At 66.8% G+C, this 25,527-nt stretch carries 22 protein-coding genes; 11 read left to right on the top strand and 11 right to left on the bottom strand.

Annotated features, from left to right (window positions below):
- Positions 1 to 73: 73 nt before the first annotated feature.
- From lepA to G6N56_RS07895, 3 genes are all read left to right on the top strand, one after another.
- A complete protein-coding gene (lepA, locus tag G6N56_RS07905) occupies positions 74 to 1,936 on the top strand; it encodes a translation elongation factor 4 (protein WP_085257965.1) in 1,863 nt (620 codons plus the stop codon).
- Between the two features lie 2 nt (positions 1,937 to 1,938).
- Positions 1,939 to 2,700, top strand: a complete 762-nt coding sequence (locus G6N56_RS07900) for a sensor domain-containing protein (protein ID WP_085257964.1) — start codon at positions 1,939 to 1,941, stop codon at positions 2,698 to 2,700.
- Positions 2,701 to 2,890: 190 nt separating this feature from the next.
- On the top strand, positions 2,891 to 3,658 hold the full coding sequence (locus tag G6N56_RS07895; RefSeq protein WP_158090767.1) for a sensor domain-containing protein: 768 nt from the start codon (positions 2,891 to 2,893) through the stop codon (positions 3,656 to 3,658).
- Between the two features lie 182 nt (positions 3,659 to 3,840).
- On the opposite strand, the gene G6N56_RS07890 is transcribed toward G6N56_RS07895, so the two are convergent.
- Complete coding sequence (locus tag G6N56_RS07890; protein ID WP_085257962.1) at positions 3,841 to 5,880, bottom strand: glycoside hydrolase family 15 protein; 2,040 nt, start codon at positions 5,878 to 5,880, stop codon at positions 3,841 to 3,843.
- A gap of 72 nt (positions 5,881 to 5,952) precedes the next feature.
- The gene (locus G6N56_RS07885; protein WP_085257961.1) at positions 5,953 to 7,209 is read right to left on the bottom strand and encodes an FAD-dependent oxidoreductase; all 1,257 of its coding nucleotides are present in this window, start codon (positions 7,207 to 7,209) and stop codon (positions 5,953 to 5,955) included.
- Positions 7,210 to 7,263: 54 nt separating this feature from the next.
- Here G6N56_RS07885 and G6N56_RS07880 point away from each other — a divergent pair, with 54 nt between their 5' ends.
- From G6N56_RS07880 to G6N56_RS07860, 5 genes are all read left to right on the top strand, one after another.
- Positions 7,264 to 7,458: a hypothetical protein gene (locus G6N56_RS07880; protein ID WP_085257960.1), complete on the top strand. Its 195-nt coding sequence runs from the start codon at positions 7,264 to 7,266 to the stop codon at positions 7,456 to 7,458.
- Between the two features lie 303 nt (positions 7,459 to 7,761).
- Positions 7,762 to 8,808: a sulfate ABC transporter substrate-binding protein gene (locus G6N56_RS07875; RefSeq protein ID WP_085257959.1), complete on the top strand. Its 1,047-nt coding sequence runs from the start codon at positions 7,762 to 7,764 to the stop codon at positions 8,806 to 8,808.
- Positions 8,805 to 9,671 (top strand): sulfate ABC transporter permease subunit CysT, encoded by an 867-nt coding sequence (gene cysT, locus G6N56_RS07870; protein ID WP_085257958.1) that lies wholly within the window; start codon positions 8,805 to 8,807, stop codon positions 9,669 to 9,671. Before G6N56_RS07875 ends, cysT begins: the two co-directional genes overlap by 4 nt.
- Positions 9,668 to 10,480: a sulfate ABC transporter permease subunit CysW gene (gene cysW, locus G6N56_RS07865; RefSeq protein WP_085257957.1), complete on the top strand. Its 813-nt coding sequence runs from the start codon at positions 9,668 to 9,670 to the stop codon at positions 10,478 to 10,480. Before cysT ends, cysW begins: the two co-directional genes overlap by 4 nt.
- Positions 10,481 to 10,501: 21 nt before the next feature.
- Positions 10,502 to 11,599: a sulfate/molybdate ABC transporter ATP-binding protein gene (locus G6N56_RS07860; protein ID WP_163645095.1), complete on the top strand. Its 1,098-nt coding sequence runs from the start codon at positions 10,502 to 10,504 to the stop codon at positions 11,597 to 11,599.
- Positions 11,600 to 11,748: 149 nt separating this feature from the next.
- Here G6N56_RS07860 and G6N56_RS07855 read toward each other — a convergent pair whose 3' ends face one another.
- The 4 genes from G6N56_RS07855 to G6N56_RS29730 all read right to left on the bottom strand — a co-directional run bounded on the left by G6N56_RS07855 (position 11,749) and on the right by G6N56_RS29730 (position 15,051).
- A complete protein-coding gene (locus G6N56_RS07855) occupies positions 11,749 to 12,486 on the bottom strand; it encodes a sirohydrochlorin chelatase (RefSeq protein ID WP_180150502.1) in 738 nt (245 codons plus the stop codon).
- The gene (locus G6N56_RS07850; protein WP_085254789.1) at positions 12,465 to 13,208 is read right to left on the bottom strand and encodes a phosphoadenylyl-sulfate reductase; all 744 of its coding nucleotides are present in this window, start codon (positions 13,206 to 13,208) and stop codon (positions 12,465 to 12,467) included. The genes G6N56_RS07855 and G6N56_RS07850 overlap by 22 nt, the downstream gene beginning before the upstream one ends.
- Positions 13,205 to 14,884: a nitrite/sulfite reductase gene (locus G6N56_RS07845; protein ID WP_085254803.1), complete on the bottom strand. Its 1,680-nt coding sequence runs from the start codon at positions 14,882 to 14,884 to the stop codon at positions 13,205 to 13,207. Before G6N56_RS07845 ends, G6N56_RS07850 begins: the two co-directional genes overlap by 4 nt.
- A 110-nt stretch (positions 14,885 to 14,994) precedes the next feature.
- Complete coding sequence (locus tag G6N56_RS29730) at positions 14,995 to 15,051, bottom strand: Ms4527A family Cys-rich leader peptide (protein WP_408632695.1); 57 nt, start codon at positions 15,049 to 15,051, stop codon at positions 14,995 to 14,997.
- A gap of 192 nt (positions 15,052 to 15,243) precedes the next feature.
- Here G6N56_RS29730 and hemW point away from each other — a divergent pair, with 192 nt between their 5' ends.
- Positions 15,244 to 16,416, top strand: a complete 1,173-nt coding sequence (gene hemW, locus G6N56_RS07840) for a radical SAM family heme chaperone HemW (RefSeq protein ID WP_085254802.1) — start codon at positions 15,244 to 15,246, stop codon at positions 16,414 to 16,416.
- Between the two features lie 17 nt (positions 16,417 to 16,433).
- On the opposite strand, the gene G6N56_RS07835 is transcribed toward hemW, so the two are convergent.
- Complete coding sequence (locus G6N56_RS07835; protein WP_085254788.1) at positions 16,434 to 17,660, bottom strand: sodium-dependent bicarbonate transport family permease; 1,227 nt, start codon at positions 17,658 to 17,660, stop codon at positions 16,434 to 16,436.
- Positions 17,661 to 17,882: 222 nt separating this feature from the next.
- Positions 17,883 to 19,118, bottom strand: coding sequence for a sodium-dependent bicarbonate transport family permease (locus tag G6N56_RS07830; protein ID WP_085254787.1), 1,236 nt, complete (start codon positions 19,116 to 19,118; stop codon positions 17,883 to 17,885).
- A 502-nt stretch (positions 19,119 to 19,620) separates the two neighbouring features.
- Here G6N56_RS07830 and G6N56_RS07825 point away from each other — a divergent pair.
- Together G6N56_RS07825 and G6N56_RS07820 are read left to right on the top strand one after the other, a co-directional pair.
- Positions 19,621 to 20,970 carry a salicylate synthase gene (locus G6N56_RS07825; RefSeq protein ID WP_085254786.1) on the top strand — a complete coding sequence of 450 codons (1,350 nt, stop codon included), beginning with the start codon at positions 19,621 to 19,623 and terminating at the stop codon, positions 20,968 to 20,970.
- A 157-nt stretch (positions 20,971 to 21,127) separates the two neighbouring features.
- Complete coding sequence (locus tag G6N56_RS07820; RefSeq protein ID WP_085254785.1) at positions 21,128 to 22,144, top strand: acyl-ACP desaturase; 1,017 nt, start codon at positions 21,128 to 21,130, stop codon at positions 22,142 to 22,144.
- A 4-nt stretch (positions 22,145 to 22,148) separates the two neighbouring features.
- Here the strand turns inward: G6N56_RS07820 and G6N56_RS07815 are convergent, their stop codons facing one another.
- From G6N56_RS07815 to G6N56_RS07805, 3 genes are read right to left on the bottom strand one after another with little or no spacing between them, the layout of a single operon-like run.
- Positions 22,149 to 23,078 (bottom strand): MerR family transcriptional regulator, encoded by a 930-nt coding sequence (locus G6N56_RS07815; RefSeq protein WP_085254784.1) that lies wholly within the window; start codon positions 23,076 to 23,078, stop codon positions 22,149 to 22,151.
- Positions 23,079 to 23,094: 16 nt separating this feature from the next.
- The gene (locus tag G6N56_RS07810) at positions 23,095 to 24,597 is read right to left on the bottom strand and encodes a flavin-containing monooxygenase (RefSeq protein WP_085254783.1); all 1,503 of its coding nucleotides are present in this window, start codon (positions 24,595 to 24,597) and stop codon (positions 23,095 to 23,097) included.
- A complete protein-coding gene (locus tag G6N56_RS07805) occupies positions 24,594 to 25,514 on the bottom strand; it encodes a ferritin family protein (protein WP_085254782.1) in 921 nt (306 codons plus the stop codon). Before G6N56_RS07805 ends, G6N56_RS07810 begins: the two co-directional genes overlap by 4 nt.
- Positions 25,515 to 25,527 lie beyond the last annotated feature (13 nt).

The raw sequence follows: 25,527 nt of genomic DNA, 5'->3' as shown, positions 1-25,527 counted from the left end.
GTGTGCCGCGGCGGCGGGATAGCTACCCTGGACATGCCCACGAGTCGCCGCGAGGCGCGGCCTAGACCAGGAGATTCCCATCAGCAGTTTCGCCGACAAGACCTTCACCGCGCCGGCGCAGATTAGGAATTTCTGCATCATCGCTCACATCGACCACGGCAAGTCCACGCTGGCCGACCGGATGCTCCAGCTCACCGGCGTCGTCGACGAGCGCTCCATGCGTGCCCAGTACCTGGACCGAATGGACATCGAGCGCGAACGCGGCATCACCATCAAGGCGCAGAACGTGCGGCTGCCCTGGACGGTATCGGGCGGCGACGACGCCGGAAAAGAATTTGTCCTGCACCTCATCGATACCCCGGGGCACGTCGACTTCACCTATGAGGTGTCGCGCGCGCTGGAGGCGTGCGAGGGGGCGATCCTGCTGGTCGACGCCGCCCAGGGCATCGAAGCGCAGACGCTGGCCAACCTCTACCTGGCGCTCGACCGGGACCTGACCATCATCCCGGTGCTCAACAAGATCGACTTGCCGGCCGCCGACCCGGACCGCTACGCGGGCGAGATCGCCCACATCATCGGCTGCGAGCCCGACGACGTGTTGCGCGTCTCCGGCAAGACCGGTGAGGGTGTGGGCCAACTGCTCGACGAAGTGGTGCGCCAGGTCCCGCCCCCGCAGGGTGACGCTGACGCCCCGACCCGCGCGATGATCTTCGACTCCGTCTACGACATTTACCGCGGCGTGGTGACGTATGTCCGCGTGGTGGACGGCAAGATCGTTCCCCGTGAACGCATCCTGATGATGTCGACCGGCGCCACGCACGAATTGCTGGAGGTGGGCATTGTCTCACCCGAACCCAAGCCCAGCGAGGGCCTGGGGGTGGGGGAGGTGGGCTACTTGATCACCGGCGTCAAGGACGTCCGCCAATCCAAGGTCGGCGACACCGTGACGACGGCCCGCAACGGCGCCAAGGAGGCGCTGACCGGTTACCGAGAACCCAAGCCCATGGTCTACTCGGGCCTGTATCCCGTTGACGGCTCGGACTATCCGGACCTGCGCGACGCCCTGGACAAGCTTCAGCTCAACGACGCGGCCCTGACCTACGAGCCGGAGACCTCGGTGGCGTTGGGCTTCGGATTCCGTTGTGGCTTCTTGGGTTTGCTGCACATGGAGATCACCCGCGAGCGGTTGGAACGCGAATTCGACCTGGACCTCATCTCGACGTCGCCGAACGTTGTTTACCGCGTGATCAAAGAGGACGGCACCGAGATCGTGGTGACCAATCCGTCGGACTGGCCCGAAGGCAAGGTGCGTTCGGTGTACGAGCCTGTGGTAAAGGTCACCGTCATCGCGCCGAGCGAATTCATCGGCACCATCATGGAATTGTGTCAGTCGCGCCGCGGCGAACTGGGCGGCATGGACTACCTGTCGCCGGAGCGGGTGGAACTGCGCTACACCATGCCGCTGGGGGAGATCATCTTCGACTTCTTCGACTCGCTGAAGTCCCGGACCCGCGGCTACGCCAGCCTCGACTACGAGGAGGCCGGTGAGCAGGAGGCCGACCTGGTCAAGGTCGACATCCTCCTGCAGGGCGAGGCGGTGGACGCGTTCAGCGCGATCGTGCACAAGGACGGGGCCTCGGCGTATGGCAACAAGATGACCACCAAGCTCAAAGAACTCATCCCGCGCCAGCAGTTCGAGGTACCGGTGCAGGCCGCGATCGGGTCGAAAATCATTGCGCGCGAGAATATTCGCGCGATCCGCAAGGACGTGCTGTCGAAGTGCTACGGCGGTGACATCACCCGCAAGCGCAAGCTGCTGGAAAAGCAGAAGGAAGGCAAGAAGCGGATGAAGACCATCGGCCGGGTCGATGTGCCTCAGGAAGCGTTCGTCGCAGCGTTGTCGACCGACGCGGCCGGGGACAAGGGCAAGAAGTAACCGTGCGCACATTCCGGGCCGTGACGGCGTTGACGGTGGTCGCCGCGTTGACGGCGGGTTGCGGTTCGGTGGTTGACGGCACCGCGAAGCCGGCGCCGAATCTCAAGCCGCAACCCATCACCGGCGCAACCGTCAGGCAGGTGCTGCTCGACGACGTCACGCTGTCGCGGATGCTGAACCAGCCCTTCGTCGCCCGTAACGCGCCCGACGTCGGCGGCCCCGAGAAGCTCTACCACCGGGACGGCGACGTCGTGTCGCCCCCCGATTGCCTGGGCGTGACGGCGATGCTGCAGAGGAACGTCTACAGCTCCGCCGACGTCAGGGATGTCGCGTCGGAGTCGTGGTGGAACAACGGCGAGCCGGCGCAGGTGATCACCGTGATCGAGGGTGTGGTGTCGCTACCTTCCGCCGCGGCGGCTCAGGCGCGGTTCCTCCAATTCGCCGACCAGTGGCGGAAGTGCAACGGCACAACGACGACGGAACAAACGGGCCCGATCAGCACGACGAACGTCATCAGCGACGTTCGCGTCACGGATTCCGTTATCGCGGCGACGAATACCGCGACGTCGACGCTGCCCAACATGCCGCCGCTGCGGCCCACGCCTCAGGCTCGGGCGATCGGCGTCCGGTCGAACTGCCTCGTCGAGGTCGAGGTGGTCTTCTTCGGTGAGCGGCGCACTTCCGACCCGGGGTCAGCCACGCTGGACAACAGCGGGATCGACGTCGCGCGCGCCATGATGGACAAGGTCAGCGCCCTGGGCTGACGGTGACGATCCGCACATTGCAGGCTGAGACGTTGCTGCGGTTCCGCTGTAATTTGGTTGTGCCCACGGCGTTTGAATCGCCCGCGATGGTGAACTCCTGGTAATCACGTAGTAAGCAACGATATTCGCCGCCGCGCTTCGGGTCGCCATGGCGGGGGGCGAATCCAGGGCAAGAAACACAAAAGAGTGCATGAAGAAGCGTTGGTCTTTGACGGTATTGCCGGCGGTGGCGATGATCGCCGCCGGTTGCACCGCGACCGTCGGCGGCGAGGCGCAGCCCGTGCCGACGCCGATCCTCCGTCCTCTCGCCGGTCCCGCTCTCAAACGGGCGCTGCTCGGACGCGTCCCGCTGTCGCGGGTTCTCAAGCAATCTTTGGTTCTCGATCCCCGCTTTCCGCCGCGGTTCGGCGGCCCCGAGGTACTGCGGGCCGCCGGGCCCGCCACATCGGTCGACTGCCTCGGTGTGGCGGGGATGCTCGAGCAGATCGCGTATCAATCCAGCAATGTCCACGGCGTCGCGGTAGAGGGCTGGCGCCACGCCACGAAGTCGGCTTCGGTGACCGCCGTGAAGGAGGGCATAGTCAGCCTGCCCACGGCGGCCGAGGCCAACACGCTGTTCGCCGAGTTTTCCAGGCAGTGGCAAGCGTGCGAGGGCAAGACGCAGCCGCTCTCGGACAGCGTGTTTCGGCTCAAGGCCAAGATCACTCAGGTGCGGACGGCGGGCTCGGTGCTTGGGGCGACTGTTTGGGTCGCGTTCGAGTCCGAAAATTCCGATTCCGACTCCATCCCGGCGGAGCGCGCTGTTGGTGTCCGGGGGAATTGCCTCGTCGAGGTCGAGGTGGACCTCTTCAACGCTGTGCAGTCGACGCCCCTGTCGGGCGACAGTGACGCCGGCGCCAACAGCGGCGCCATCGAGGTCGCCCAACGCCTGATGGACAACCTCGACGCCCTGCGCTGACGCCCAGCTTGGGCTGACGGTGGCGACCCGCTTCGCGCGGCTCTTGCCGCGCTCGCGATCGCCACGGGCTGATGGTGGCGACCCGCTTCGCGCGGCTCTTGCCGCGCTCGCGATCGCCACGGGCTGATGGTGGCGACCCGCTTCGCGCGGCTCTTGCCGCGCTCGCGATCGCCACGGCCCCACTACATGGGTGCGTTGGCGGGCTGGAACATCCCGGAGCCGTCGGCCTCCTCTTCGGCGCGGATCACGTGGACCACGGCGTTGATCAACGCCAGGTGGGTGAACGCCTGCGGGAAGTTACCCAGCTGCCGGCCGGTTCGCGGCTCGATCTCCTCGGCGTAGAGATGTAGTGGGCTGGCGTAGGACAGCAGCCGCTCGCACAGCCGCTTGGCGCGCGCCACCTCGCCGATCTCGACCAGCGCCGACACCAGCCAGAACGAGCAGATCGTGAAGGTACCTTCCTCGCCGGTCAACCCGTCGTCGGTTTCCTCGACGCGGTAGCGCAGCACCAGGCCGTCCTGAGTGAGCTCGTCGGCGATGGCCAGCACGGTGTTGCGCACCCGCGGGTCGTCCGGCGGCAGGAACCTGGTCAGCACCACCAGGAGCAGCGAGGCGTCCAGCGCGTCGCTGCCGTAGCGCTGCGTGAACACGCCGCGGGCGTCCACCCCGTGGGCGAGGATGTCGTCCTTGATCTCCTCGGCGATGGCCCGCCACTGCTGCGCATAGCTCTTCTCGCCCTGCCGCTGCGCCAGCTTCGCCCCCCGGTCGAGCGCCACCCAGCACATCACCTTCGACGACGTGAAGTGCTGCGGCTCGCCGCGCACCTCCCAGATCCCGCGATCGGGCTCGCGCCAGTGTTTGATGGCCTCCTCCACCTGCTTCTTCAGCACCGGCCACAGGCTCTCCGGGATCTGCTCGCGCGACTTGCAGTGCAGGTAGAACGAGTCCAGGATCGAGCCCCAGATGTCGTGCTGGTCCTGGTTGTAGGCGCCGTTGCCGATGCGAACCGGCCGCGCATGGTCGTAGCCGGACAGGTGGTGCAGTTCCTCTTCCACCAGGCTCCGCTCGCCCCCGACGCCGTACATGACCTGCAGCGGATGGCGCTCGTTGTTGTTGGCGCCGGACACGTCGGCGATGAACGCGAAGAAGTCGTCGGCCTCGCGGTCCAGCCCCAGCGTGTACAGGCCCCACAACGCGAACGTCGAATCGCGCACCCAGGCGTAGCGGTAATCCCAGTTGCGCTCGCCCTGCGGCGTCTCGGGAAGCGACGTCGTAGCTGCCGCCAGCAGCGCACCGGTCGGCGAGTACGTCAAACCCTTCAGGGTGAGGGCGCTGCGCTGCAGGTAGGCCCGCCACGGGTGGTCGGGGAAGTTGCCGATGTTGATCCACTGCCGCCAGCACTCGGTGGTCCGCCACATTCTGTCGGCGGCCTCTTGGTAGGTCTGCGGCGCCGGGTGCTTGGTCCAGCTGAGCGCGACGAAGACGTCGTCGCCCTCCTTCATCCGGGTGCGCGCCCGCGCCTCGCGGCCCTCGAGTCCGATCCGCAGGTTGGTGGTCAGCCGCAGGGTGGGGTGCGCGTCGGGGTGCTTGGTGGCTCGCGCGATCGCCTCGCCGTACGCGTTGGCCGAGTATTCCCAGGTCGCCCCGACGCGGTGGTAGTCGAAGGCCGGCTCGCAGCTCATCATCAGCTCGACGGTGCCGCTCACGCAGCGCACCGTCCGCAGCAGGATGTGTTCGGCGTCCCAGTCCATCGGGGTGCGCCGGTGGGTCCTGGAGCGGCGCTCCACGTCGTGCCACGGCCCCATCACCAGCGCGTCCCGCACGATGAGCCACCCGGTGTGGGTCTGCCAGGTGGTCTCCATGATCAGGCTGCCGGGCAGGTAGCGCCGGGCCGACGGCACGGACACCCCGTAGGGCCCGAGCCGGAAATGGCCGGCGCTGCGGTCCAGGATCGAGCCGAACACGCTCGGGGAGTCCGGGCGGGGCACACACATCCATTCCACGGACCCGGCTGGCGAGATCAGGCAGGTGGTCTCCCAGTCGGACAGGAAGGCATAGTCGGCGATCGGCGGAAACGGGTTGCGCAACGTTCCCGTGGCGGAGAAGGGTGCTGGTGCGCTGAAGTCGATCGGCGCCGCGAGAGCCGCTCCGGGGGCCGTTTCGTACGCTTCAACGGTCGCCGGCTCGGCGGGTTGGTCGGCGGGTTCGGCGTGCAGGACCATGCCGACATCATCGACTGTTTACCTGCTCCCCGTCCACGCTTTCCGCCGAGCGGCGCGCCGCCGTGTCTTGGATCACCCGCGGCGCCGGGCGTACCCGGGCGCATGCTCGGGGAGCGGTCCGATCGCGACCAGGTAGCCGACCAGGCGCCGCAATGCCACCGCCCGGCCCGCCAGCCGGACCGCTCGGGGGGCTTTTATCGACTCGCCCGCGCGATCTTCGGCCACCGCGGCGGCGATCACCTTCGCGTGGATCAGCCGCTGCGCCGACTGCAGGAGCACCGTCGGCAGCCAGCGTCGCAGCTGCACGCGGGCCAGCCGGCGGGTGGACACCCGCCTCGAGCGCAGGGGGCCGGCGAGGATGCGGGCGGTGGCCACGGCGTCGGCGACCGCCAGGTTGATGCCGACGCCACCGACCGGCGACATCGCGTGGGCCGCATCGCCGATGAACAGCACGCCGTCGGCGTACCACCGGCGGAGCCGATTCAGTTGCACATCAAGCAGTTTCACGTCGTCAAACGAGGTGAGCTGACCGGCGCGGTCGGCAATCCACGGCACCATGCCGATCAGGGCCCGGCGCAGCGATTCGATTCCTTCGGCCCGCAGCCTGGTGTCGCTGCCCTTCGGGATGATGTAGGCGATCTGGTAGTAATCGCCGCGGTCGATCATGATCGTCGCGTGCCCGGCGCGCATCACGCCGGCCAGCCCGCTGGGGTCGTCGGGCCGGCGGGGCAGGCGAAACCACCACACATCCATGGGCGCGCCGAAGCTGCGCGGCGTCAGGCCCATCGCGGACCGCACCGTCGACGAGCGCCCGTCGCAAGCCACGGTCAGCTCCGCCCGCATCTCCCTGACCAGGCCCGCCGGGTCGGCGTGGTCCCGGTACGTGACACCCACAACGCGGTTGCCGTCCCGGACCACCCCGACGACCTCGGTGCTGCGCAACAGCCGGAAGGTCGGCTCGGCCTCGGCCGCAGCGGCGACCATCTCCAGGAAGTCCCACTGCGGCACCAGCGCGATGTGCTGATGCGCCCCGGGCAGGCGGGTCAGGTCGAGGTCGACCGTTCCGTTCTGGATCTCCATCCGGATCGTGCTGATCAGGCGATGCGGAATCCCGGCGAATTTGGCACCGAGGCCCAGCTCGTCGAGTAGCTGCAGGGTGCTCGCGTGCACGGTGTCCCCGCGGAAGTCCCGCAGGAAGTCGGCATGTTTTTCCATCACCGTGACGTCAACGCCGGCGCGGGCCAACAGCAGGCCGAGCACGACGCCCGCCGGTCCGCCGCCGGCGACCAGGCAGGTCGTCGCCCGAGCTTCGGAGGATCCGGCTGACATGCGCCGATCCTGGCACATTGGTTTCGGGTGCCGGGGCGAATACCCTTAAGCCCAATGGACGGGTTTCTGAATTGGTGGGACGGCAACGAACTGTGGCTGTCGGGGCTCGCCTTCGTCCTGCAGGCCATGGTGGTGATGCCCGTGGTGTTGGCGGTGGCCTACCTCACAGCGGCCGGGCTGGACGGCCTGCTCGGCCGGGGCATCGCGCTGATGCGCCGCGGCCGCCACGCCGACGTGACCGCCGGGTAAACGCCTATGCCTCGGTCGCACGTGACGCTGATTCTCGTCACGCTGATTGCGCTGGTGATCGTCACCTGGTTGCTGACGCACTGACGCGGCTCGGGTATGGCCCGGTGGCGGGCCAGCGATTTTTTGTTAGGCTTCGCGGCATGCACGTGGCACCCGCGCTGTTCCCATGCGGCGTGTTCGTGCACTGTTGTCGCTGACTCCCGAACCCGTGCGCGGTCAGGTATGGAGTTGGTGAATTCTCGTCGCGTTTCCAGTGCCCTTCCGCAGCAACGGGACCAATCCGTCTCGCACTGGAAGGCCACAATGCTCAACGACAGCGGGCTCACACCGCGCTGGCGAACGGTCCGGTATGTCGGCGCTTTCGCGCTGACGACCGCCGTCCTGGCCGCGTGCAACCCCGGTCCGAGTGACGTCGTAGGCGGCGGCGGGCCGGGCCGCGCCCGCACCAGCATCACCCTCGTTGCGTACTCCGTCCCGGAACCTGGCTGGAGCAAGGTGATTCCGGCGTTCAATGCTTCCGACCAAGGTAAGGGTGTGCAGGTGATCACGTCCTATGGAGCATCCGGCGACCAATCGCGCGGAGTCGTTGACGGCAAGCCGGCCGACGTCGTGAACTTCTCCGTTGAGCCCGACATCACCCGACTGATCAAGGCCGGCAAGGTGTCCAAGGACTGGAACACTGACGCCACCAAGGGAATCCCGTTCGGGTCGGTGGTGACGCTGGTGGTGCGCAAGGGGAATCCGAAGAACATCAAGGACTGGGACGACCTGCTGCGGCCCGGCGTCGAGGTGATTACGCCCAGTCCGCTGAGTTCGGGCTCGGCCAAGTGGAACCTGCTGGCCCCCTACACCGTCAAGAGCCAGGGCGGCAGCAACAACCAGGCCGGCGTCGACTTCATCAACAAATTGGTGCGCGAACACGTCAAGCTGCGACCGGGGTCGGGGCGGGAGGCCACTGATGTCTTTGTTCAGGGCAGCGGTGACGTGTTGATCAGCTACGAGAACGAGGCGATCGCGACCGAGCGGGCGGGCAAGCCGGTCGAACACAACAATCCGCCGCAGACTTTCAAGATCGAGAACCCAGTGGCGGTGGTGAACACCAGTCCGCACCTGGACGCCGCCGTGGCGTTCAAGAACTTCCAGTACACCGCTGCGGCGCAAGAGGTTTGGGCCCAGACGGGTTTCCGCCCGGTCGATCCCGCGGTGGCCGCCGAGTTCCGGGACCAGTATCCGTCGCCGGCGAAACTGTGGACGATCGCCGACCTGGGCGGCTGGGCGGTCATCGATCCCCAGCTGTTCGACAAGAGCACCGGCAGCATCACCAAGATCTACACGCAGGCCACCGGATGACCGCCACCGTCACCCCTGACCCGCAGGCGATTCGGCCAGAGCTGGAGGCACACGACGCGCACCTGCCGCACCGGGTCGGGGCCACGCCGCTCCGGCTGGGCGCGGCGACGCTGTGGCTCTCGGTGATCGTGTTGCTGCCACTGGCGGCGATCGCCTGGCAGGCCGCGGGTGGTGGCTGGCAGGCGTTCTGGCTCGCGGTCACCTCCAACGCCGCGCTGGATTCGTTCCGCGTGACCCTCACCATCTCCGCCGGGGTCACGGCCGTCAACCTCGTCTTCGGCTTGCTCATCGCCTGGGTGCTGGTGCGCGACGATTTTTTCGGCAAGCGGGTCGTCGACGCGACCATCGACCTGCCGTTCGCGCTGCCGACCATCGTCGCCAGCCTCGTGATGCTCGCGCTGTACGGGAACAACAGCCCGGTCGGTCTGCACCTGCAGCACACTGCCTGGGGCGTGGCGGTGGCGCTCGCGTTCGTGACGCTGCCGTTCGTGGTGCGCGCGGTTCAGCCGGTCCTGCTGGAGATCGACCACGAGACCGAGGAGGCCGCGGCGTCTCTGGGCGCCAGCGGCCCGAAGATCTTCACCTCGGTGGTGCTGCCGTCACTGTTGCCGTCGTTGTTGTCCGGTGCGGGGCTGGCCTTCTCGCGGGCGATCGGCGAGTTCGGTTCGGTGGTGCTGATCGGTGGCGCGGTGCCGGGCAAGACCGAGGTGTCGTCGCAGTGGATACGGACGTTGATCGAGAACGACGACCGAACCGGCGCCGCCGCGATATCGATCGTGCTGCTTGGGATTTCGTTTGTGGTGCTGTTCGTCCTGCGAATCGTGGGCGGGCGGGCTGCCAAACGTGAGGAGCTGGCCGCATGACGTCCTCAGTCCGGGTTCGGTATCTGCTCCGGTTCGTCGCGCTCGCATACCTTTTCGTGTTGTTGGTGTTGCCGGTTTCGCTGATCCTCTGGCGGACCTTCCGGCCCGGGCTGGGGCAGTTCTTCGACTGGGTGAGCACGCCGGCGGCGCAATCGGCACTGGACCTGACGCTGCTCGTGGTGGCGATCGTGGTGCCGCTCAACGTCTTGTTCGGGATTCCCACCGCTTTAGTACTGGCGCGCAACCGGTTTCGGGGCAAGGGCGCGCTGCAGGCGATCATCGACCTGCCGTTCGCGGTGTCGCCCGTCGTCGTGGGCGTGGCCCTGATCCTGCTGTGGGGGTCGGCCGGGGCGTTCGGCTTCGTGGAGAAAGACCTGGGGTTCAAGATCATCTTCGGCCTGCCGGGTATCGTGCTGGCCAGCATCTTCGTCACACTGCCCTTCGTGGTGCGCGAGGTCGAGCCGGTGCTGCACGAGCTGGGCATCGACCAGGAGGAGGCGGCGGCCACGCTGGGTTCGAGCTGGTGGCAGACCTTTTGGCGGATCACGCTGCCGTCCATCCGCTGGGGGCTGACCTACGGCATCGTGCTGACCGTCGCACGCACACTCGGCGAATACGGAGCGGTGACCATCGTGTCGTCGAACTTGCCGGGCAAGTCGCAAACACTGACACTGCTCGTCTCCGACCGCTACAACCGCGGCGCCGAGTACGGCGCCTATGCGCTCTCGACGCTGCTCATGGGTGTCGCCGTGCTGGTCCTGATCTTCCAAGTGGCGCTGGATGCCCGCCGGGCACGGGCGACCAAGTAGGCCCGACAAGGAGATTCGCACATGACCGACCACCAGAACCAGGCCGCCGCGGAACCTGCCATCGTGGTGCGTGATGCCTATAAGCATTACGGGGATTTTGTTGCGCTGGATCATGTGGATTTTGTGGTGCCGACGGGGTCGTTGACGGCGTTGCTGGGTCCGAGTGGTTCGGGTAAGTCGACGTTGTTGCGGGCGATCGCGGGGTTGGATCAGCCTGACAGCGGGACGGTGACCATCAATGGTCAGGACGTGACCCGGGTGCCGCCGCAGCGGCGTGGGATCGGGTTTGTGTTTCAGCATTATGCGGCGTTCAAGCATTTGACGGTGCGCGATAACGTGGCTTACGGGTTGAAGATCCGTAAGCGGCCCAAGGCCGAGGTTAAGGCCAAGGTGGATGAGTTGTTGGAAGTGGTGGGGCTGAGCGGGTTTCAGCGGCGTTATCCCAATCAGTTGTCGGGTGGGCAGCGGCAGCGGATGGCGTTGGCGCGGGCGATGGCGGTCGATCCGCAGGTGTTGTTGCTTGATGAGCCGTTCGGTGCGTTGGATGCCAAGGTGCGTGAGGATTTGCGGGCGTGGTTGCGGCGGCTGCATGACGAGGTGCATGTGACGACGGTGTTGGTGACCCATGATCAGGCCGAGGCGTTGGATGTGGCCGATCGGATCGCGGTGCTCAACAAGGGGCGCATCGAGCAGGTGGGTTCGCCGACTGAGGTGTATGACTCGCCGGCGAGCACGTTTGTGATGTCGTTTCTGGGTGCGGTCTCCGAGCTCAACGGGGCGTTGGTGCGCCCGCACGACATCCGGGTGGGCCGCAAGCCCGATATGGCCGTTGCCGGGGGTGATGGGACCGCGGAGTCCATCGGGGTCGTGCGTGCCACTGTCGACCGGGTGGTCGCGCTGGGTTTCGAGGTGCGGGTGGAGTTGACGAGCGCGGCCACCAAGCGGCCGTTCACCGCCGAGATCACCCGCGGCGACGCCGAGGCGCTGGCCCTGCGCGACGGCGACACCGTCTACGTCCGCGCCACCCGCGTCCCACCGCTTCCCAGCGACGTCGTGCTTCCCCGTGATGGCGGCGCCGGTGGGACGAACGAGGACCAGGACACGCTGACGTCGGCGTGACTTACTGGCGGCAATTGACGTGCTCGACTGCCGGTATCACTCCGCCCTAGCGCCGCGGGCGCGGCGATAGCGTCAAACCGCCGGAATTCCTCAGACATGCTCGAATCATGGCCGGGCCACCGAGATTCGCGAACCCTAAGTCAAAGCCCTCAGGCGGCGATGCGCTCGGCGGCCGCCTGATCGAACCGGCTCAGCACCGTCTCCGCCACCAGCCGGTGCGCGCCCAGCGGCGCCGCCATCTCGAGGCCGGCGGCTTCGGCGAAGCGCCGCACGCGGTCGGGCAGCAGCCCCGGCGCCAGAAACCACGGCGCGACGACCACCCGACGGGCGCCCCGCGAGCGCAAAACGTCGACGGACTCGGCCAGCGACGACCGGGGGCGGGTCGCGAACGCCGTCGTCGCGGCGACCCACGGGGTGCCCTCCAGCAGCCGGGGCGCGACCTCCCGGGTGCGCGCGTTGGCTGTGGCGTCGGAGGAGCCGATCGCCACCACGAGCACGCCCAGCGTGTCGTCGAGCCGGGACGCTCCGAGCTCGGCCACTCGCTGGCGCAGCACCGAAACCAGCCGCTCGTCCTCGCCGAGGACCGACGCCTGCCGCACCCGCTCAGTGGCGCCGCACGCGCCGATCTGGTGCGGGATGTCGACGCGGGCGTGGTAGGCATTGGCTAGCAGCAGGGGAGTGACCACGGCCCGGCGCGCGGCGGGCAGGCCGTGGAGGACCTGCCCGAGGCTGGGGGCGTTCAGCTCGCAGAAGGCCAGCCGGACGTCCAGACCGGGCCGCACGAGGGCGACCCGGTCCGCGACTGCCCGTGCGTTGGCCGCCGACCGCGGATCCTTGCTTCCGTGGGCGGTCAGGACGAGGGAGGTCACGACGCGTGCAGTCCGCATTCGGTCTTGGCCAGCCCCTGCCAGCGTCCGCTGCGCGGGTCGGCGCCCTCGATGGGCTTGGCCGTGCAGGGAGCGCAGCCGATCGACGGATAACCTTCGTAGACAAGCGGATTCACCAACACATCGTGCTCATCGATGTAGTTTTGCATGTCCTCGTCGGTCCACGTCGCCAGCGGGTTCACCTTGACGAGCTTGAACCCCTCGTCGAAGCTGACCAGCGGGGCGTTCGCGCGGGTCGCCGAGTCGGCCCGGCGCAGCCCGGTCACCCAGGCCGAATAGCCGCGCAGCGCCTTGCCCAGCGGCTCGACCTTGCGCATCCGGCAGCACTCGCCCGGGTCCCGGGCGAAGAGGTCCTTGCCCAGGAGCTTGTCTTGTTCGGCCACCGTCCGCTCCGGGGTGACGTTGACGACCCGGATGTCGTAGACGGACTCGACGGCGTCCCTGGTGCCGATGGTCTCCACGAAGTGATAGCCGGTGTCCAGGAACATCACTGGCACACCGGGCCGCACTTTGGCCGCCAGGTCGATCAGCACGGCCTCCTGCATGCTGGATGCGACGACGTAGTTGCACGTCGCCCAGCCGCGCGGGCCGTTGACGCCGCCGAAATGCTCGTCGGTCCATCGCAACAGGTCCGACGCGCTGGCGCCTTCGAGCTCCGCCGCGCCCTCGGCGGCGAGTTCGCGCAGTTCCGCTTCGGTAGGCCTCGTTGCCCTGTCCGTCATCGCAGATCGTCCTCCCCGGCCCGCAGGGCCCACTGGGCGAAACGTTCACCGTCGCTGCGGTGCTTGATGAAGTTGCGGACCACTCGCTCGATGTAGTCGCCCAGCTCGTCGCTGGTTACCTTGTGCTGACGCAACTTTCGGCCGAAACCGCTGTCCAGGCCGAGGCTGCCGCCCAGGTGGACCTGGAACCCTTCCACCGAGCCGCCTTCGCCGTCGTCGACCATCTGGCCCTTGAAGCCGATGTCGGCGACCTGAATTCGCGCACAGGAGTTCGGGCAGCCGTTGATATTGACGGTGATCGGCACGTCGAGCTGGGAATTGATGTCCTCCAGGCGCCGCTCCAGCTCGGGAACCAAACTTTGGGCGCGAACACGGGTTTCGGCGAACGAGAGCTTGCAGTACTCGATGCCGGTGCAGGCCATCAGATTGCGCCGCCACTGTGACGGCCTGGTGTGCAGGCCGAGGGCCTCCAGGCCGGTGACCACCTCTTCGACCTTGTCGTCGGCGATGTCGAGGATGACCAGTTTCTGATAGGGCGTGAACCGGATCCGGTTCGAACCGGCCTGTTCGGCGAGGTCGGCTACCGCGGACAGGATGGTGCCCGACACCCGGCCGGCGATCGGTGCTGCACCGATGGCGTTGAGCCCGTTCTTGATGCGCTGAACGCCGACGTGGTCGATCGGGTGTTTGACGGGCTCGGGGGCCGGGCCGTCGATCAACGGGCGCTTGAGGTACTCGGTCTCGAGCACTTCGCGGAACTTCTCGATGCCCCAGTCCTTGATCAGGAACTTCAGCCGCGCCTTGGCCCGCAGTCGCCGGTAGCCGTAGTCGCGGAAAATCGATGTCACCGCCGCCCACACCTCGGGCACCTCGTCCAGCGGCACCCAGGCGCCGACCCGCTGGCCCAGCATCGGGTTGGTGGACAGGCCGCCGCCGACCCACAGGTCCAATCCCGGGCCGTGCTCGGGATGGTTGACGCCGATGAACGCGATGTCGTTGACCTCGTGCACCACGTCCTGCAGCCCGGAGATGGCGGTCTTGTACTTGCGTGGGAGGTCGGCGAAATCGGGCTTGCCGATGTAGCGGCGGACGATCTCGTCGATGGCCCAGGTGGGGTCGATCACCTCGTCGAGCGACTCGCCGGCCAACGGTGAGCCCAAGATCACACGCGGGCAGTCGCCGCAGGCTTCGGCGGTCTGCAGTCCGACTTCGTCGAGGCGCCGCCAGATCTCGGGGACGTTCTCCACCTCGATCCAGTGGTACTGGACGTTCTCGCGGTCGGAGATGTCCGCGGTGTCGCGGGCGAACTCGGTCGAGATCTGCCCGAGGGTGCGAAGGGCGGCCGTCGAGAGCGCGCCACCGTCGCAGCGCACCCGCATCATGAAGTACTTCGCTTCGAGTAGGTCGGCGTTCTCGTCACCGGTGAACGAACCGTCGTAGCCCTGTTCGCGCTGCGTGTAGAGGCCCCACCAGCGGAACCGGCCGCGCAAGTCGGACTTGTCGATGCTGTCGAATCCAGCCTCGGCGTATACGGATTCGATCCGTTCGCGAACGTCAAGCGGGGCGCCGGCCTGCTTCATCTCCTCGTTGGGATTGAGCGGCTCGCGATCACCCAGGGCCCATTGGCCCTCGTTGCGCGTCTTGTTCTGGGCCCGGGCGGGACGGGCTGTGGTCATGGGAAATGTCTCCTTGTCGGCGTTGCAGGCCTGGACGCGCGACACACCGGTATCCATCGGCGGCGCAGATCCTCGCCAGCTTGGACGTACAGGTGGGCGGGTCTACGGGATCAAGGCAGACAGCAACAGCTGCAGACACGCTTGAGATCGATGTGCCGTCGCGTCACGAGCGCTATGCGCAAACTGGACTGGGCGACGATCACGCGACCATTGTGCCACGGATGCACAGCGGCTACGCCACCAGGTCAAACTTCTCCTCATGGTGATCGAAAATACTTAGCAAACCTGGGTAATCAGGCAGACAAAACCAATAATTCGCTGACAACGTGGACGCCGCGCTCATCGTGGGATCATTTGGCATGACCCTTCGCGAGGCCCCGGTCGAGCTGCCGGCACTGCAACCGACTTCCGGCCGGCCGTTCGGGTTGTACCTGCACGTCCCGTTCTGCATCACCCGCTGCGGCTATTGCGACTTCAACACGTACACCCCCGCCGAGCTGGGCGGCGTCAACCCGGACGCGTGGATGCAAGCGCTGCGAGCCGAGCTGGAGCTGGCGGCCGCGCGGCTCGATGCGCCGACGGTGGACACAGTGTTCGTCGGCGGGGGCACGCCATCCCTGCTGGGCGGCCGGCGCGTTGCCACGCTGCTCGACATGGTGCGCGAGAGTTTCGAGCTGGCCCCCGACGCCGAGATCACCACCGAGGCCAACCCGGAGTCGGCGTGGCCAGACTTCTTCGATGCGACTCGCGAGGCCGGGTACACCCGGGTGTCGCTCGGCATGCAGTCGGTATCACCCCGGGTGTTGGGGGTCCTGGACCGGATTCACACGCCGAACCGCTCGGCGGCCGCGGCCCGCGAGGCGCTGGAGGCCGGCTTCGAGCACGTCAGCCTCGACCTGATCTATGGAACGCCGGGGGAGTCCGACGACGACGTGCTGCGCTCGGTCGACACCGCGGTCGAAACCGGCGTCGACCACGTCTCCGCATACGCCCTGGTTGTCGAGGAGGGCACCGCGCTGGCGCGCCGTGTTCGACGCGGCGAGCTGGCCGCTCCCGACGACGACGTGCTGGCGCACCGCTACGAACTCGTGGACGCCCGACTGGCCGAGGCGGGGATGAATTGGTATGAGGTGTCGAACTGGTCGCGTCCGGGCGGGGAGTGCCGGCACAACCTCGGCTACTGGAACGGCGGTCAGTGGTGGGGGGCCGGACCCGGCGCGCACGGCTATGTCGGGGCGACGCGCTGGTGGAATGCCAAGCACCCCAACGCCTACGGGCAGCTGCTGGCCGATTCCGCCCTGCCGGTGGCCGGCTTCGAGCAGCTGGACGCCGAAGCCTCGCACACCGAGGACGTGTTGTTGAGAATCCGCCTGCGCGAAGGGCTTCCGCTGAGCCGCCTATACCCCGACGAGCGCGAACGCGCTGAATCCGTGATAGCCGACGGGCTGCTGGTGCCGGAGGGCGATCGGCTGGTGCTCACCCCGCGCGGCCGGCTGTTGGCCGACGGGGTGGTGCGTACGCTGCTTGGGTAGCTCGGATCGGCGAGCCGTCAAGTCCCCGGAAACCATTGCGCGACAACGCGATTGAACTCGATATAGAGCGGGATTCCCACCGTGACGGTATACGAGAACGTCAGGCCCAGCGATGCGGCCAGCGGCAGCGTGGGGCTTGCCTCGGGGATTCCCAGCCGCTGCACCGCGGGGACCGTGATGTAAGAGGCCGCGCCGCACAGCACGGCGAACAGCACGTAGGTGCCGGGCTGGAAGTGAGTGTCGGTGAGGTAGGCATAGGCGTACGCGGCGAGGATGCCCAACGCCCCGAACAGGTTGGGCGCCAGCAGTCCAAAGAAGATGAATCCACCGCCGGCGGTCCTGAGATCCGGCAACTTGCGGGACGCCGTCATGCCCATCTCCAACAGGAACAGGCACAGCACACCCTGAAACGCCGCGATGAAGAGCTCGTTCTGGTCGTGCACCACCTTCTGTCCCTGCAGCGCACTGATGAAGCCGATGGCGATGCCGCCGACGAGGAGGATGAGCCCGGGGTTGAGAAAGACCTCCTGAAATATCGCCCGGGACAGCAGCGGTGCCTTGGTGCGCTTCCGCGCCTCCTCGTACCGCGGCGGATGTTCGCCCTTCTCGAGCGAGAGCTCCAGTTCTTCCGCAATCCCGCGTTCGTCAGGGTCGTCGAGGCTTTCCGTCTGCCCGTGCCGAGCGGCCGCGCCGGGTCCTGCCCTCCCGGGAGCCGTGTAGCCCGCCTCGTCCGGCATGAATCCCGCTTCGTCCATCCCGTGGTGGCGCAGCCGGGCTACCAGATAGAGCGCCACCAGGCAGCCGGGAATCTCCATGAACGCCAGCGCGACCGGCATGTAGGCGTCAAAGGCGATGCCGACGCTGGTGAGGAACGCCACACAGGTGGCGAACGTGCCCGCCGAGTCCGAGCCGTAATAACCGGCGACCGTCGCCCTGTCGATCCGCCGCATCGCTGTCAGGGCCTTCAGCAGGAAATAGGTGAGCGCACCGATCACCAGGTTCAACGCGAAGCCAAGCGCCACGAACCCGGCGATGTTGTCGACGTCGGCCGGTTTGATCTTGGCCAGTTCTTCGCCGCCCTGCCAGCCGATGGCGACCAGCAGGTACATGGTCAGGCCCTGATAGATCACGTAGGGAAACTCGAACCGCACCTTCAGGAGCGGGATCAGGAAGCCGAAGTAGAAGAAGAGCAGGAGCGGCTTGAACAGGTTCTGGGTGAAGTTCTGCCAGAACTCCTGGAGCACGGCTGCCTCCCAGCGTTCAGTTCGGCGCCGAGGGGAACAGCGGCCGGTGCGCGGGGTGCACGAGCACCCATAAACCTTGAGGACTTCGGATAGCCGCGTCAACCCGGTTTTACGAACAATTAACACCCTGCGGCCGGAAGGTGGCCTTCTCACCAAAGCAAACTGGCCCGCGATGCATGTCGCGGGCCAGTTGTCGCTCGTGAAGTGGCGTTGCGTCGAAAGCTAGAACCAGTGGGCGACCATGCGGTTGATCTCGATGTACAACGGGATTCCGATGGTGACGTTGTAGGAGAACGTCAGGCCCAGCGATGCGGCCAGCGGCAGCGTCGGGCTCGCCTCGGGGATCGCCAACCGCTGCACCGCCGGCACCGCAATGTACGACGCCGCACCGCAGAGCACCGCGAACAGCACGTACGTTCCCGGCTTGAAATCGGCGTGGACGAGCGACGAGTAAATGTGCGCGACGATAATGCCGAGAGGCGCAAAGATATTCGGCGCCAGCAGGCCGAAGAAGATGAAGCCCGGCCCGGCCGTTCTGAGGTCCTTCAGCTTGCGGGAGGCCGTCATGCCCATCTCGAGGAGGAACAGGCACAGTACGCCCTGGAACGCCAGCACGAAGAATTTGTCGTCGTCCGCAACGACCTTCTGACCCTGCAGCCCGCTCACGAGGCCGATGATGATGCCGCCGATCAGCAGGACGAGGCCGGGGTTGAGGAATACCTCCTGGAAGAGCTCGCGGGAGAGGACGGGAACTCTCTTGCCCTTGGGGCGCGGGGCGCTGGGACCGGGCTCCCAGTCGGGATGCTCCAGCTTTTCCAGCGAAAGCTCCAGCTCGTCCTCGGCCCCCCGCGCGTTCTCGGCCGCCTCCAGGCTCTGGCCGTGCGGTGGCCGTGCCGCGGTGCCCGGCCCCACCCCGGCCTTGACCGGCGCGATGTAGCCGGGTTCGTCGGCCATGTTCCCCGCCGCGTCCAGCCCGCGGTGGCGAAGACGCGCCACCAGGTACAGCGCGACCAGGCAGCCGGGAATCTCCATGACGGCCAGCATCACCGGCATGTAGGCATTGAAGGCGATGTTCACTGCGGCCAGGACGGCCACACAGGTGGCGAACGTGCCGGCCGAATCCGAACCGTAGTACCCGGCAACCGTCGCCCGGTCCACTCTCCGCAGTGACGTCAGCCAGCCCAGCAGGAGATAGGCGAGGCCGCCGATCAGGAAGTTGAGGACGAAGCCCAGAACCATGAACCCGAGGATCACCCAGATGCCGGAGTTGATCTTGGCGAGCTCCTCGCCGCCGTGCCAGCCGATGGCCAGCAGGAGGTACATGGTCAGGCCTTGATAGATCACATAGGGGAACTCGAACCGCACCTTGAGGATCGGGATGAGAAACCCGAAGTAGAAGAAGAGCAGCAACGGCTTGAACAGGTTGTGTGTGAAGTTGTGCCAGAACTCTTGCAGCATTTGGTGCCTCTCTAAAGTGATCCGTTGATCAGGGGAAGCACCGTCCGCAAGGGTGGCAACCACGAACATCCCGAGATCGTGCAGAAATTTAATCCCGCCGCTCCTGCATCGCCACTCGAAAACGGACGGGATACGCCGAGGTCACCCCGTTGGCGGCGCAATGCACCGCTTCGCTGAATGGCGTAGTCATCGCCCGCGCAGGTCGCGCGGCTAAAGGTTCAAACGTTTGGATGTACTGTGACTTTTCTGTGAAAGTACTGGGTGTGGATAACGTATGGTGTCGGGCGACTTAACGCGGTAAACCCGACCGGACCATTTTCCGGTGTGCATTTGTCACTCGCCGCCGAACAATTGGTACGGGAGACCGCGACCCGCCCTAGCGGCGCGTGAACGGCGTGTTATCGCCTGCGCACATCGACGGGCGGCGGGGACTCGCGGCGCAGGGTGCGTCAGGCGGCACCCACCCGCGCGGTGCAAGGTAGGTTAGGCTACATTTACTTCCGTGACCGAGCTGAGCGTCGAGACAAGTTCCGCCTCACCGGCTATTCCGCTGCCCGCCCACGTAGACCCGGGCGACCTCGCGGCCGAGCTGGCGGCGGTCTTGCCCGAGCGGTTGGGCGACGAGTACCTGCTCTACGAGCGCGACGGGGAGTGGGTGCTTGCCAGCGGGGTTCGGGCAACGGTCGAACTGGACAGCGACGAGCTCCGCGTCACCTGTGACGGTGTCACGCGGCGCCAACAGTGGTCCGGGCGGCCGGGGCCGGTCCTGGGCGACGCCGTCGACCGGATGCTGCTCGAAACCGACCAGGTCTTCGGTTGGATCGCGTTCGAGTTCGGCGTCTACCGCTACGGGCTGCAGGAGCGGCTGGCGCCGCGCACACCCCTGGCCCGGGTGTTCTGGCCCCGTACCCGCATCGTGGTGACCCGCCGAGGGATTCGGCTGCTGGACGCGCCGGCCGGTCACCGCGACGCGGTGCTGGGACTGCTCGCCGACGGCGTGCCCGACGTGCGGGACGCTCGTGCGGTCGACGTCGGCGCCGATCCCTCCGGGTATCGAGATCGGGTCGCGACCGCCGTCCGCGAGATCGCCGCCGGCGCGTACCACAAGGTCATCCTGTCCCGTTCCGTCCGCGTGCCCTTCTCCCTCGACTTCCCGTCGACCTACCGGCTGGGCCGTCGGCACAACACGCCGGTGCGGTCGTTTCTGTTGCGGCTGGGTGCGATCCGAGCCGTCGGCTACAGCCCCGAGTTGGTTGCCGCCGTCGGAAGCGACGGCGGCGTCGTGACCGAGCCGCTGGCGGGCACCCGCGCTTTCGGCCGCGGCGCGACGCACGACCGCCAGGCTCGCGCCGACCTGCAGTCGGACTCGAAAGAGATTGTCGAGCATGCGATTTCGGTGCGCAGCTCTCTTGAAGAGATCACCGAGGTCGCCGAGCCGGGGACCGCGGCCGTCACCGATTTCATGACGGTGCGGGAGCGCGGCAGCGTGCAGCACCTCGGCTCCACCGTCAGTGCGCGCCTGCGCCCGTCGAGCGATCGGATGGACGCGCTGGAGGCGCTGTTCCCGGCGGTCACCGCGTCGGGCATTCCGAAGGCGGAAGGCGTCGAGGCGATCCTGCGCCTGGACGAGGCGCCCCGCGGGCTGTATTCGGGTGCGGTCGTGACCTTCTCGGCCGACGGTGGGCTGGACGCCGCGTTGACACTGCGCGCGGCCTACGAACGCGACGGCGAGACGTGGTTGCGGGCCGGCGCCGGCATCATCGAGGAGTCGCGGCCCGACCGCGAATTCGAGGAGACCTGCGAAAAGCTTTCTACGCTCGCGCCGTATCTCGTCGCTCGCGACGGCGCCTGACCCGGCGGCGCCGGCCCGAGGCTCGGCGTCTGCCCGCTTTTCCCTTACGTGGGACTTTCGACCCTATTTCGGCGCATCCGCGCGTGTCAGCTTTATGTAACCGCATGACACAGATACATTGCCTGTTACCTAACGCAACACATAGCTGGGAGCGCACGTGTCCAAGTCCCTGACAAACTTGCAGCTACTTCACGAACTCGAGCCCGTGGTGGAGCGCCTGCTCAACCGACACCTCGAGATGTTCAAGGAATGGAGCCCGCACGACTACATCCCGTGGTCGGACGGCAAGAACTTCTACGCCCTGGACGGCCAGGACTGGGAGCCCGGCCAGAGCCGGCTCCCCGACGTGGCGCGGGTGGCGATGGTGCAAAACCTGCTGACCGAGGACAACCTGCCGTCGTATCACCGCGAGATCGCCATGAACTTCACCATGGACGGCCCGTGGGGATACTGGGTCAACCGGTGGACCGCCGAAGAGGCCCGGCACAGCACTGCGCTGCGCGACTACCTGGTGGTGACCCGCGCCGTGGACCCCGTCGAACTGGAGAAGCTACGCCTCGAGCAAATGACCAGGGGCTTCAGCCCGGGCCAGAATCACCAGGGCGACATGTTCGCTGAGAGCCTGTTCGACTCGGTCATGTACGTGTCGTTCCAGGAGTTGGCCACCCGGGTCTCGCACCGCAACACCGGCAAATTCTCCAACGACCCCATCGCGGAGCAGCTGATGGCCCGGGTATCGCACGACGAGAACCTGCACATGATCTTCTACCGCGACGTCAGCGGCGCCGGGTTGGACATCGCCCCCAACCAGGCGATGAAGTCGGTGCACAAGATCCTGCGCAACTTCAAGATGCCCGGCTTCACGGTGCCGGAGTTCCGCCGCAAGGCCGTGATCATCGCCGTCGGCGGCGTTTACGACCCGCGGATACACCTGGACGAGGTGGTCATGCCGGTGCTGCGCAAGTGGCGCATCTTCGAGCGTGAGGACTTCACCGGCGAGGCCGCGCGGATGCGCGACGATCTGGCCGTATTGGTCAAGGAGCTCGAGGCGGCCAGCGACAAGTTCGAGGAGTCCAAGCAGCGCTACATCGAGCGTGAGGCCCGCAGGACGGAGCGGATCACCGCCAGCAAGGTGCTGAGGACCGAGGGCACGCTGACGCTCAGCGGCCACTGACGGGTCACTTCACCTGCCGCAGTTGGGGTTCTGGTTCGGCCGACTGCTCGAGATAATCCGACAGGATGCGGCTGACCAGCGACTCGATGTTCGACTCGATCGACGACGCCAGCGTGGCGGTGACCGTGGCGACCGCTTGCGTGCGGAACCGCACCAGCATGGTGATCAGCTCGGCGATCTCCGCATCGGCCGGTAGGGCCTGGCCGGGCTTGATCCGGTCGAGGACGTGCTCGGCCCCGGCCCGCACCAGCAGGTCGCTGATCTTGTCGATCTCGGGGACGATCTGCTCGTGCAGGCCGATGAGCTTGTCGAAATCGACGCCGTACCCACGCATCTCGTTGAACGCCTCGATGAGCTTGGGGCGAACGATGGTGGCTTGTTGCCCCTCGACGCGGATCAGCTGCAGCGCCACCAGGCGCTCGAAGGCCGCCGGGTCGTCGATCAGTCGTCGCGCCTCGGCGAGTTGCATGGTTTCCGGCTTCTCGGTGGTCCAGGTGCCCACGATGGCGGTTTCCAGCCCCAGCACGTCGCCGAGGTTTTTGCCTTCCTCCCAGGCGCTCAGCATTTCGCGCACGTGGGAAATGTTGTAGCCGCGGTCAAGCATCGAGGTGATCAGCCGCAGCCGGGTCAGGTGAGTGTCGTTGAACAAGGCGATGCGGCCGACGCGCAGCGGCGGCGGCAGCAGCCCGCGGTCCCGGTAGACGCGGATGTTGCGCGTCGTGGTGCCCGCCAACCGGGCGAGGTCGTCGATCCGGTACTCGCCGGATGTGTTGGCGGAGTGCGGATGCCGCACCGCCGCGTCGAAAAGCTGAGACACCGCCGTCTCGAGGACTTCGCGCGACTGGCGCCGCACGCGCTTGGGCGCGCGCCGCAGGTTGTGCAGGACGCTGGCGATGGTGCCCGGTTCGGGACGTGGGGGTCGGTCGGCTGCCATGTCGGTTCGGCCGGCGTCAGGCGGACGAGGTGAGGACGGCCCGAACGGGATTTTCCACCACGTGGTAGTCGGTGATTTGGAAGTCTCGCATCTGGCGAAGGTACTGCGTCGCGAAGCCGGGGTACATGGAACCGTTGTACCCGTCCTTGGTCAGATACCAACTACGGCAGCCCGACATCCACGTCGTCTTGGCGAGCCGGCGCTGGATGCGTTCGTTGTGGCGGCGCTGCGCGTCCTCGCGCACGTCGAGGTAGCGCAGGTCGTTTTGGAAGATTGTGGTGATGCCGCGCACCGCGTAATCCAGCTGGCCCTCGACGTAGACCAGCAGCGAGTTGTGCCCGGGACCGGAGTTCGGGCCGGTCATGAAGAACAGATTCGGGTAGCCGTGCACGTTGATGCTCTTGTATGCGCTGGCGCCGCCGACCCATTCGGCGGCCAGCGCCCGGCCGCCTCGCCCGGTGACGGCGAACGGCGGACCGGTCAGGTGGACGTCGTAGCCGGTGGCGAACACGATGGCGTCGAGGTGGTGCTCCACGCCATCGCTGGTGCGGATCCCGGCCGGGCTCAGCGTCGCGATGGGCCAGTCGATGAGCTTGCAGTTCTCCCGCTGCAGGGCGGCGTAGTAGTCGCTGGAGACCAGCATGCGCTTGCAGCCCGGCCTGAAGTCGGGCGTGAGTTGGCGGCGCAGCCACGGGTCTTGCACCTGTCTGCGCAGGTGCGCCCGCCCCAGCCGCGCGACCAGCGAGGTCAGCGGCGTGTTCCAGACCAGGGCCGTGGCGGTTGCCTCGTGACCCCAGAATAGGGCTTGGCGCGCAAGCTGTTGCGTGGCAGGCACTTTGGTGAATAGCGTCTGCACGGCTGACGGGGTAGCCCCGTCGAGGCGTGGCAGCACCCAGCATGGGGTGCGCTGGAAGACCTTGACGAACCCGGCCCGCTTCACCAGTTCGGGGATGATCTGGATGGCGCTCGCCCCGGTGCCGATGACGGCCGCCCGCTTACCGGCGAAATCGTAGGCGTGGTCCCAACGGGCGCTATGGATCTTGTGCCCTCGGTAGCTGTCCAGGCCCCGCAGGTCGGGAAAGGTGACGTCTGACAGCGGGCCGGACGCGAGGACGACGGTGCGGGCGTGAAACTCGTTGTGCTGCTTGGTGGTCGCGATCCATTCGCCGGCGTCCTCGTCGAAGGTCAGGGTGTCGACCTCCTGCCCGAAGCGGATATACCGGCGGACGTCGAACCGGTCGGCCATGTCCTCGAGGTGGCGGTAGATCTCCGGGGCGGGGGAGTACGCCCGCGACCACGTCGGGTTCGGGACGAACGAGTAGGAGTACAGCAGCGACGGGACGTCGCAACTCGCGCCGGGATACGTGGTGTCGCGCCAGGTTCCGCCGAGCCGGTCCGCGCGCTCCAGCACCACGATGTCGTCGATCCCCGTCTGGGCCAACCGGATTGCCGCCCCGAGTCCCGCGAAGCCCGCGCCGATGATCAGCGTGGCATAGGTGTGCTCGCCCGCCACGGTCATGCCGCCGGCTTGTAGGTGAGTTCCTTGAACCAGCTGGGCACCGGCCTCAGGAGTGGCCTGGGATAGCGATCCGACAGCCATACCATGGAGCCGGCCAGGATCTGGTACGGGTGCTGCGCGTTGACCACCATCGCCGCGTGCCGCTTGAGGAGCTGATACGCGGGCACGCGCCAGGTGTTTTCGCCGCGTTCGCCGAGTTGCTTGAAACGTTTGACCGCGTTGTTGAGCCGTTCCGGCTCCAGGCCCATCTCGGCCATTTCGGTGTAGATGCGCTTGAGCAACGGAACATACATGAGCATGCCGATGATGAGTCCCGGTGACGCGACGCGGCCGACCAGTTCGATGAGGAGCCGCCGCACCGTCGCGTGGCCGATCATGTCGAGCACCTCGAAATCGACCGCGATGTGCCGGGATTCGTCGTTGTTGATCTTCTCGAAGACCTGATGGCAGACGGGATCCTCGACGCTGTCCAGCAGAAATTTCAGCAGCGCGCCGTCGAGCGCGACCTCGAGCATGGGGATGACGGTGCCCAGCACGGACAGCGGCATCCCGTCGGCGAACGTGTCGAGCCACTCGATCGCCAGGCGGATGTTGATGTTCGGCTCGGGAAGCTCGCCGTCGTCGAGCATGCCCCAGCGCTTCATCAGCGCCACCTCGGCGTTGGCGTGCCGCTGCTCCTCGGCGTGGAAATACCTGTAGATCTCGGCCAGGGTGGGGTCGGGTGCCTTCTTGGCCAGCGCGGCGAAGCCGCGGGCGCCGACGTTCTCGATCCAGCACAGGTCGGCCATGAAGGCCTTGAGCTTAGGGCGGAATTCCGGGCTGATCGTGTTGGCGCCCGGTGCCTCCCAGTCGATGTCGGCGAGCGCCCACTGGCGTTCCTTGATCTTGGCGAGCATGGTTTCCATGTCGATGGCCACGTGGCGCTTCCTT

It is taken from the genome of Mycobacterium saskatchewanense, from assembly GCF_010729105.1.
GTDB classification, from domain to species: Bacteria; Actinomycetota; Actinomycetes; order Mycobacteriales; family Mycobacteriaceae; genus Mycobacterium; species Mycobacterium saskatchewanense.
Note: the sequence above shows the minus strand (reverse complement) of the source record. Positions and strands in the feature narration are given on the sequence as shown.

Excerpts from the sequence above, each read along its gene's own strand:
- G6N56_RS07895 (WP_158090767.1), top strand. The coding sequence starts at position 2,891 with ATGAAGAAGCGTTGGTCTTTGACGGTATTGCCGGCGGTGGCGATGATC.
- G6N56_RS07890 (WP_085257962.1), bottom strand. The coding sequence starts at position 5,880 with ATGGTCCTGCACGCCGAACCCGCCGACCAACCCGCCGAGCCGGCGACC.
- G6N56_RS07885 (WP_085257961.1), bottom strand. The coding sequence starts at position 7,209 with ATGTCAGCCGGATCCTCCGAAGCTCGGGCGACGACCTGCCTGGTCGCC.
- G6N56_RS07880 (WP_085257960.1), top strand. The coding sequence starts at position 7,264 with ATGGACGGGTTTCTGAATTGGTGGGACGGCAACGAACTGTGGCTGTCG.
- G6N56_RS07875 (WP_085257959.1), top strand. The coding sequence starts at position 7,762 with ATGCTCAACGACAGCGGGCTCACACCGCGCTGGCGAACGGTCCGGTAT.
- cysT (WP_085257958.1), top strand. The coding sequence starts at position 8,805 with ATGACCGCCACCGTCACCCCTGACCCGCAGGCGATTCGGCCAGAGCTG.
- cysW (WP_085257957.1), top strand. The coding sequence starts at position 9,668 with ATGACGTCCTCAGTCCGGGTTCGGTATCTGCTCCGGTTCGTCGCGCTC.
- G6N56_RS07860 (WP_163645095.1), top strand. The coding sequence starts at position 10,502 with ATGACCGACCACCAGAACCAGGCCGCCGCGGAACCTGCCATCGTGGTG.
- G6N56_RS07855 (WP_180150502.1), bottom strand. The coding sequence starts at position 12,486 with ATGCGGACTGCACGCGTCGTGACCTCCCTCGTCCTGACCGCCCACGGA.
- G6N56_RS07850 (WP_085254789.1), bottom strand. The coding sequence starts at position 13,208 with ATGACGGACAGGGCAACGAGGCCTACCGAAGCGGAACTGCGCGAACTC.
- G6N56_RS07845 (WP_085254803.1), bottom strand. The coding sequence starts at position 14,884 with ATGACCACAGCCCGTCCCGCCCGGGCCCAGAACAAGACGCGCAACGAG.
- hemW (WP_085254802.1), top strand. The coding sequence starts at position 15,244 with ATGACCCTTCGCGAGGCCCCGGTCGAGCTGCCGGCACTGCAACCGACT.
- G6N56_RS07830 (WP_085254787.1), bottom strand. The coding sequence starts at position 19,118 with ATGCTGCAAGAGTTCTGGCACAACTTCACACACAACCTGTTCAAGCCG.
- G6N56_RS07815 (WP_085254784.1), bottom strand. The coding sequence starts at position 23,078 with ATGGCAGCCGACCGACCCCCACGTCCCGAACCGGGCACCATCGCCAGC.
- G6N56_RS07810 (WP_085254783.1), bottom strand. The coding sequence starts at position 24,597 with ATGACCGTGGCGGGCGAGCACACCTATGCCACGCTGATCATCGGCGCG.